This window comes from Streptomyces sp. ME19-01-6 (assembly GCF_033793745.1).
GTDB lineage: Bacteria > Actinomycetota > Actinomycetes > Streptomycetales > Streptomycetaceae > Streptomyces.
The window spans coordinates 1-8,926 of the sequence record NZ_JARAXF010000074.1 but is presented as its reverse complement, the minus strand read 5'-3'; the positions used below and the strand labels follow the sequence as shown (position 1 = coordinate 8,926).

Annotated in this window: 2 protein-coding genes; both read right to left on the bottom strand. The window is 70.7% G+C overall.

All coding sequences use genetic code 11. From position 1 onward, the window contains the following. On the bottom strand, positions 1 to 5,222 hold a 5,222-nt coding region (locus PV419_RS52515; protein ID WP_415925575.1), incomplete at its 3' end, for an SDR family NAD(P)-dependent oxidoreductase. Continuing rightward, positions 5,167 to 8,926, bottom strand: a 3,760-nt coding sequence (locus tag PV419_RS52510) for an SDR family NAD(P)-dependent oxidoreductase (protein WP_319701185.1), incomplete at its 5' end; no start/stop codon positions are given. The genes PV419_RS52510 and PV419_RS52515, both read right to left, overlap by 56 nt.

Here is an 8,926-nt window from a genome sequence, read left to right as displayed (position 1 = left end):
CCAACACCCTCACCCCACCCCGTACCATCCGCCGCCTCAGCAAACGCCTTACACCGGCCATCCCCAGCCAACCCACCCTGCCGCGCGAACTCGGTGAAGGCGACCGGAGTGGCCATTACTGCGACTCCGCCCGTCAGGGCCAGCGAGCACTCCCCGTTGCGTAGCGCGGAGACGGCTTGGTGCAGCGCCACCAAAGCGGAGGAGCAGCCGGTGTCGACGGTGACCGCCGGGCCTTCCAGGCCGAGCGTGTAGGCGATCCGACCGGAGATGACGCTGCCGGAGTTTCCCGTCATGGCGAAGCCCTCGGAGCCGTGTGCGGCCTGGGACAGCAGACCCGCGTACTCCAGTGCTGCGGCGCCGACCACGACCGCGGTCGCGCTTCCCTTGAGAGTGGCCGGGTCGATGCCTGCGCGTTCCAGGGCTTCCCAGGACGCCTCCAGGAGCAACCGCTGCTGCGGGTCCATCGCCACCGCTTCCCGCGGCGAGATGTCGAAGAACGCCGGGTCGAAATGGCCGACGTCGTCCACGAATCCGCCGACGACGTCCGCTTCCCAGCCTCGGTCGGCGGGAGCCTCGGAGAGTGCGTCCGTCCCGGACAAGACCAGATCCCACAATTCTTCCGGCGTGCTCACTCCACCCGGATAGCGGCATGCCATGCCCACGATCGCGATCGGCTCGTCGCTGCTCAGGGCCGCCGTGACCGGTGCCGCCTCGTCGGCCTCGCCACGCAGTTCGGTCACGAGGTGCTGGGCCAGCCGCATCGGGGAGGGGTAGTCGAACACCACGGCCCCGTGAAGTCGCAGCCCTGTCACTTTCGTCAGGCGGTTGCGGAACTCGACCGCCAGCAGGGAGTCGAAGCCGAGGGCGCGGAAGGGCTTGCGGGGGTCGATCGCGCCGCTGTCGGTGTGCCCCAGCACCACCGCCGCCTCGGCACGCACGACGTCCAGCAGGACTGTGGTCCGGTCGGTGTCACTCGCAGCCGCCAGCCGCCCGCGCAGGGCGGCAGCGCGCGGATCAGCGTCCGCCTCATCTGGCTTCTCCTCCAGGGCCGCGGCGACCTCGGGGATGTCCTCGATCAGCGGGCTCCGGCGCGCCAGCGTGAAGGCCGGCGCGAACCGGGCCCAGTCCATTCTTGTCACCGTCAGCGAAGTCTCGTCGTGATCGAGCACTTGCTGCAGCGCGGACAGGGCCAGCTCCGGCTCCATCGCACCGACCCCGCGCCGGCTGAGCTCGCGTTCCGTGGCCCCGGCGAGCATCCCGCCACCGGACCAACCGCCCCATGCCACCGACGTGGCCGTCCGACCCCGGGCACGGCGGCACTCCGCAAGCCCGTCCAGGTAGGCGTTCGAGGCGGCGTACGCCGCCTGGCCGGCGCTGCCCCATACGGCGGCGCCAGAGGAGAACAGCACGAACGCGTCCAGGTCGGTGTCGGCCAGCAGTTCGTCCAGCTGCTGCGCTCCGGTCACCTTTCCCGCTGTCGCTTCGGCGAACTCGGCCCGGGTCAGGTCGGCTATGTTCCCGTACTGGCCGACCCCGGCCGTGTGGAAGACCGCGTTGATCGGGCCGGCCTCTCTCAGAGTTTTGGCCAGGAAGTCCCGGTCCGCGACGTCACCGGCGGCCACGGTCACCGTGGTGCCCATCTCGTTCAACTCGTCGAGCAGTGCCTCGGCACCGGGTGTCTCCTTGCCTCGGCGGCTGGTGAGCACGATGTGGTCGGCTCCGTTGCGGGCCACCCACCGGGCCACATGGCCACCGATGGCACCCGTGCCTCCGGTGATCAGCACGGTGCCGCGCGGCTTCCAGGTACGCGCCGGGGCGGAGTCGCCCAATTCAGCACGGACCAGTCGTCGGCAGTACAGCTGTGTCCCCCGTAGGGCCAGTTGGTCTTCGGGGCCGTCGGCTGCCAACACGGTCGAGAGCGCGCGGACGGAAGCCTCGTCCAGGGTCTCGGCGAGATCGATCAGCCCTCCCCAGCGGTCGGGGTGCTCCAGACCCACGACTCTGCCCAGACCCCACAGCTGGGTCAGCCGCGGACGCACCGCGTCGTGAGCGGCCACCGCCACGGCGCCCCGCGTCAGCATCCACAGGGGCGCGGTGATACCGGCGTCTCCCAGCGCCTGTACGAGCACCGTCGAGGCCCAGACGTCGGACACGGTCGACACCACACCCTGGACCTCGCCGGCGTCGGACAACCGTGCCGCCAGCGCATGACGCTCGGCGCCGCTGTCGACGGCCAGCTCGACGACCTCCGCGGCGGTCAGCGCCCGCAGCACGTCGGCGTCGGCACCGGTCTCCGGCACCACGACCAGCCACCGGCCCTCCGGCTGCTCCGCGGTCGGCACGGGCAGGGGTTTCCACTGCACCCGGTAGCGCCACGAGTCCACGACGTCCTCGGGCGGCCGCTCTCCGAGGATCGGCGATTCGAGCCAGAACCGCCGGTTCTGGAATGCGTAGGTGGGCAGATCCACCCGCTGCGGAGCATGGCGGGCGGCCAGCCCCGGCCAGTCCACGACGGCACCGTGTACGTATGCTTCGGCCAGCGAAGCGACGAATCGGGCCGCGCCGCCGTCGTCCCTGCGCAGCGAACCGAAGATGACCGCCTCGGAACCCAGGTCGTCAATGGTCTCGCGGATCGCCGGCACCAGGACGGGGTGCGGGCTGACCTCGATCAGTGCGGTGCACCCGTGGTCCAGCAGTGCCCGGGTGGCCTGGTCGAACCGGACGGTCCGACGCAGATTCTGGTACCAGTACTCCGCGTCCAGTTCGGCCGGGTCCGTCACCGTGCCGGTCACGGAGGAGAAGAACGCGACCTCCGTGGCAGCCATGGAGATACCCGCGAGCGCCGTGTTCAGCTCGGCCCGGATGTCCTCGACCTGGGACGAGTGGGAGGCGTAGTCCACCGCGATGCGCCGAGCACGCACGCCCTCGGCCTCGTACTGAGCCAGCAGTTCGTCGAGTGCTTCCGGCGCGCCCGACACCACGACCGACCGCGGCCCGTTCACCGCGGCCACCGACAGCCGTGTGTCCCCCCAGTTGCGGAGCCGGTCCAGGACCTGTTCCACCGGTAGTGTCACCGAGGCCATGCCCCCCTGGCCCGCCAGCCACGAAGCGATCAGTTGGCTGCGCAGGGCAACGATTCGGGCGCCATCGGTCAGGGAGAGTGCGCCGGACACGCATGCCGCGGCGATCTCGCCCTGGCTGTGCCCGGCGACCGCCACCGGCTGCACCCCACAGGCACGCCACAGCCCTGCGAGCGACACCATCACCGCCCACAGCGCCGGCTGCACCACGTCCACCCGCTCCAGCGACGGTGCGCCAGGCTCCGCACGCAGCACATCGTCCAAGGTCCAGTCGACGTACGGCTCCAGGGCGGCTGCGCACTCCTTCATCCGGGAGGCGAACGCCGAGGACGAGGCGAGCAGCTCGACCGCCATGCCGGCCCACTGCGCGCCTTGGCCGGGAAACACGAACGCCGCGCGGACCGTCGGTTTGGCCACTCCCTCGACCAGACCGGGTGCGGAGGTGCCTTCCGCTACTGCGGCCAGCCCCGTCCTGAGGCCGTGCGCGTCCGCAGCGGTCACGACGGCCCTGTGCGCGAAGGCCGTGCGGCTGACGGCAAGTGACCATGCCACATCCACCGGTGACAGCTCCGGTGCGGCGTCGCAGAACTCTGCCAGCCGTGCCGCCTGGGCCCGTACTGCCGCGTCACTCGCGCCCGAGACCAGCCAGGGCAGGACGGGCAGGTCGAGCGGAGGGGCCACGGCCGGCTCCTGCGGATCGGCAGCCGGTTCCGGTGCTTCTTCGAGGAGGAGGTGGGCGTTGGTGCCACTGACTCCGAAGGAAGACACTCCTGCCCGGCGCGGGCGGCCGTTGCGCGGCCACGGCCGTGACTCGGTCAGCAACCGGATGTTGCCCGTCTCCCAGTCCGCGTGCGGAGTCGGTTCGTCCACGTGCAGGGTCTGCGGCAGCGTCTCGTGCTGCAGAGCGAGCACCATCTTCATGACGCCGCCGACGCCGGCCGCGGACTGGGTATGGCCGATGTTGGACTTGAGCGATCCCAGCCACAGCGGTGCACCGTCCGGGCGGTCCTGGCGACCATAGGTGTTCAGCAGCGCACGGGCCTCGATGGGATCACCGAGTGTGGTGCCGGTACCATGGCCTTCGACCACATCCACGTCCGCGGCGGTGAGGTTGGCGTTCGCCAGGGCCTGGCGGATGACCCGCTGCTGGGCCGCGGCGCTGGGAGCGGTCAGGCCGTTGGACCCCCCGTCCTGGTTGACCGCGCTGCCACGGATGACCGCCAGCACCGGGTGCCCCTTCTTGCGGGCATCGGACAGCCGCTCGAGGAGCAGCACGCCCACGCCCTCGCCCCAGCCCGTGCCGTCGGCCGCTGCCGCGAACGGCTTGCACCGGCCGTCGGCTGCCAACGCGCCCTGCCGGGCGAACTCGATGAAGGCGCCAGGTGTCGTCATCACCAGGGCGCCGCCGGCCAGCACAAGGTCCGACTCGTCGTTGCGCAGGGACTGCACCGCCAGGTGCAGCGCGACCAGCGAGGACGAGCACGCGGTGTCGACGGTCACCGCCGGCCCTTCCAGGCGCAGGCTGTAGGCGATCCTTCCGGACAGCACACTGGCGGCTGTGCCGGTCAGCATGTGGCCTTCGCTGTCGTGGTCCGAGGCGGCGAGCAACCCGGCGAACTCCTGTGACGTCCCGCCGATGAACACTCCGGTCTGGCTGCCGTTCAGGGTCAGCGGATCGATGCCGGCCCGTTCTATCGCTTCCCAGGAGGTCTCCAGGAGGAGGCGCTGTTGCGGGTCCATGGACAGCGCCTCGCGCGGCGAGATCCCGAAGAACTCCGGGTCGAAATCGCCGGCCCCTTCGAGGAATCCGCCTGCCTTGGTGTAGGACGCCCCCGATAAGAACGGAGCCCACCCCCGGCCCTCGGGAAAGTCGTCCACCGCGTCGACCCCGTCGGCCACGAGCGCCCAGAGTTGTTCCGGGGAATGGGCGCCGCCGGGGAACCGGCATGCCATACCGGTCACCGCGATGGGCTCGCGCGTCTTCTCCTCCAGGTCGCGCAGCTGCCGGCGGGCCTGCCGGCCCTCCGTGATGGCGCGCTTGAGGTAATCGCGGAGCTTGGCTTCTTCGGACATCTCGTGTTCGCTCCTAGTAGGCAAGGCCCTTGTCGACAATGTCGAAGAGGTCGTCGTTCGAGGCGCCATCGAGATCGTCAGCCATGTCCGTCGGTCCGCCGTCGCTCGTCCAGACAGCCACCAGAGCCATCAGGCGCCGTGTGATGCGTCCCCGCTCCAGGTCGTCGAGTCCGACGACCCCCAGCACCGACTCCAGACGGTCGAGCTCGGCCAGCACCGAGTCCGCTCCAGGGGCTTGCTCGGGCAGCAGTTCGGACCGTAGGTGGGCCGCGAGCGCGGTCGGCGTCGGGTGGTCGAAGATCAGGGTGCTGGGCAGTCGTAGTCCGGTCGCGGCGGTGAGCCGGTTGCGGAACTCCACCGCCGTCAGCGAGTCGAAGCCGAGTGCCTTGAACGTCTGTGCCGCCGGGAGGGATTCCGCCGAGCCATGGCCCAGTACGGTCGCGGCATGGGAGCGCACGAGGTCGCCGAGTGCCCGGTCCTGTTCGACAGTGGCCATTCCGGCCAACCGGTCGCGCAGGTCCGGACCCCCACGGCCCGCACCGGCCGTGAACACGCGTCGCCGCACCGCGCTCACCAGGCCGGAAAGCAGCGGTGCCACGGGGCCGGCGTGCGCCCGCAGCGCGGTGATGTCCAGCCGCACCGGCACAGTCACCGGCAGGTCGAGGCTCCGCGCGTGGTCGAACAGAGCCAGTGCCTGTGCGGTGTCCAGCGGCAGTACACCGGCGCGGCTCATCCTGGTGACATCGGCCTCGGCCAGGTGGCCGGTCATGCCACTGCGTTCGTTCCAGAAGCCCCACGCCATGGCGGAGGCCGACAGGCCGCGGCTTCGGCGGTGCTGGGCGAGGGCCTCCAGGAAGGCGTTGGCCGCGGCGTAGTTGCCCTGCCCGGCCGCTCCCTGCGTGGCGGCCACCGAGGAGAACATCACGAATGCCGCCAGCTCCTGGTGCTTGGTCAACTCATGCAGGTTGATCGCCGCATCCACTTTCGGGCGCAGCACTCGGTCGAGTTGCACGGGGGTCAGCGAGGTGATGAGCCCGTCGTCCAGCACCCCGGCGGCGTGCACCACCGCGGTCAGTGGGTGTGCAGCCGGAACACTTTCGAGCAGAGCCTTCAGTGCGTCCCGGTCGGCCGCGTCGCAGGCGGCCACGGTGACCTTCGCCCCCAGTCCAGTCAGCTCAGCGGCCAGTTCGGCCGCGCCGGGGGCCTCAGGTCCTCGGCGGCTGGACAGGAGCAGGTGTCTCATGCCGCCTTCGGTCACCAGGTGGCGGGCGAGCGCGGCGCCCAGCACGCCGGTGCCACCGGTGATGAGTACGGTTCCATCGCTTCGCATCGGCTGGGGCATAGTAAGCACGGCTTTGCCGACCAGCCGTGCCTGGCTCAGCGCGCGGAAGGCTTCGCGACCGCGCCGGACATCCCATGCGGTGATCGGCAGCGGCTGGATCACGCCCTGCTCCATCAGCCCGCGTATCTCGTGGAGCATCCGCTGGAGTCGTTCAACTCCAGCCTCCAGCACGTCGTACGCCTGGTAGGTCACTCCAGGGTGTGCCGCGGTGACCGCTGCCGGATCGCGCTTGTCGGTCTTGCCCATCTCCAGGAAGCGTCCGCCGGCGGGCAGCAGCCGCAGACCTGCGTCGACGAATTCACCGGCCAGGCAGTCCAGCACCACATCCACCCCGCGGCCGGCGGTGCCGTTCAGGAAGTGCTTCTCGAAGTCGAGCGTGCGGGAGTTGGCCAGGTGCGCGTCGTCGAGCCCGGCGGTGCGCAGTGCGTTCCATTTCCCGGGGCTTGCGGTGCCGAACACCTCCGCGCCCAGGTGACGGGCCAGCTGCACGGCCACCGTTCCCACGCCTCCGGCGGCTGCGTGGACGAGGAGCCGTTCACCCGGCCGCACCGCGGCCAGGTGCACGAGACCGTAGTACGCGGTGAGGGCGACGACCGGGATGGCCGCGGCCTGCTCGAACGACCATCCGTCGGGTATCCGGACCAGGCTGCGGTGATCGGTCACGGCAACGGGTCCGAAGGAGCCCGGGCACAGTCCCATCACCCGGTCGCCCACCGCGATGTCGGTGACGCCGGGTCCTACGCCGAGGACGACGCCGGCGGCGTCACCGCCCACCCCGTCGAGCCCGGCCACGACGTCCAGGGCCACGATCACGTCCCGGAAGTTCAGGGCGCCGGCGTGTACGGCGAGCCGGACCTGGCCGGGGCCCAGGGGCTCCAGGACTTCAGGGCAGCCGACCAGGGCGAGGTTGTCGATCGTGCCCCTGCCGGCGACGTCCAGCCGCCACGCCGCCTGGCCGGTCGGTGGGGCCAGCGCCTCGTGGCCTACGACCCGGGCCAGCCGGGGCACCAGAACCGCGCCGTCCCTGATCGCGAGCTGGGGTTCACCGGTGGCGACGGCCGCCTGCAGGAGGCCCGGCGTGGTGTCCGGATCATCCAGGTCGATCAGCACGAACTGGTCCGGGTGCTCCGACTGCGCCGAACGGACCAGGCCCCAGACGGCAGCGTTGGCCAGGTCGGTGATGTCCTCGTTGTCATCGGTGGCGACCGCACCGCAGGTGAGCAGCGCAAGGCGAGCGCCGTCCGCATGGTCCTCGGCGAGCCATTCCCGCAGCAGGGCTAGGGTTTCGGTGATCGCGGTGCGCACCGCTGCGGCCGGGTCGTCGTCCGCGGGGGCCGCCAAGGTGCGGCAGACGAGCACAGCTTCCGGAGAGGGCTCGTGGCCGTGCGCGGGGACAGCCACCCAGTCGACGTGGAAGAGTGAATCAGCGGTGTTCGGGCCGGCATGCTGAATGGATGCGGCGCGCAGCACCAGGGCGTGCACCGTGGCGACAAGCTGTCCGTCGAGATCGGTGAGGACGAGCGAGACCGTGTCCGGTCCTGCCGGTGTCATGCGGACCCGGACCGCCGTGGCGCCGACGGCGTGAAGGGTCACCCCGGTCCAGGCGAAAGGCAGCCTGGCGCCGCCTCCGTCGGAGTCGAGCAGGAACATGCTCTGCAGGGCCGCGTCCAGCAGGGCCGGGTGGATTCCGCACCGGCCGGCGTCCGCTTCTTGGGCTTCGGAAAGGTGCACCTCTGCGAACACCGCTTCATCGTGTCGCCAGGCGGCGTGCAGGCATTGGAACGCCGGGCCATAGTGGTAACCGGCGTCGCCAAGTCGCGCATAGAAATCTTCCACGGTGGCCGTTGTGGCTTCGGGCGGTGGCCATTCGGTCGGTACGGCGGGCGGCGCCGGTACCTCTGCCGTCAGCACGCCCGCAGCGTGTTCGGCCCATGCGGAGGCCGATGCGTCCCCCTGCCGTGAGTGCACGGTCACATTGCACCGGCCGGTCTCATCCGGTGTGGTCACCCGGACCTGTAGCGTGATCGAGCCCTGCTCGGGCAGCACCAGCGGGGTGTGCACGGTGAGATCCGCCAGATGGCCGTGCCCGGTCTGGTCGCCGGCTTGGATGGCGAGCTCGACGAAGGCCGTTCCGGGCAGGATGACCGTGCCCTGCACGGCGTGGTCGGCAAGCCAGGGATGCGTGTGCAGGGAGAGCCGACCGGTCAGGACCACCCCGTCACCGTCGGCCAGCGTCACCGCCGCCCCCAGCAAGGGATGGTCCAGAGAACTCAGGCCAAGCCCGGCCGCGTCCACGCCACCGGCGGACTGGGGCAACCAGTAACGCTGATGCTGGAAGGGGTAGGTGGGCAGGTCCACGTGCGGGCCCACCGGCAGCAGGGACGCCCAGTCCACCTCCACACCATGGACCCACGCCTCGGCCGCACTGGCC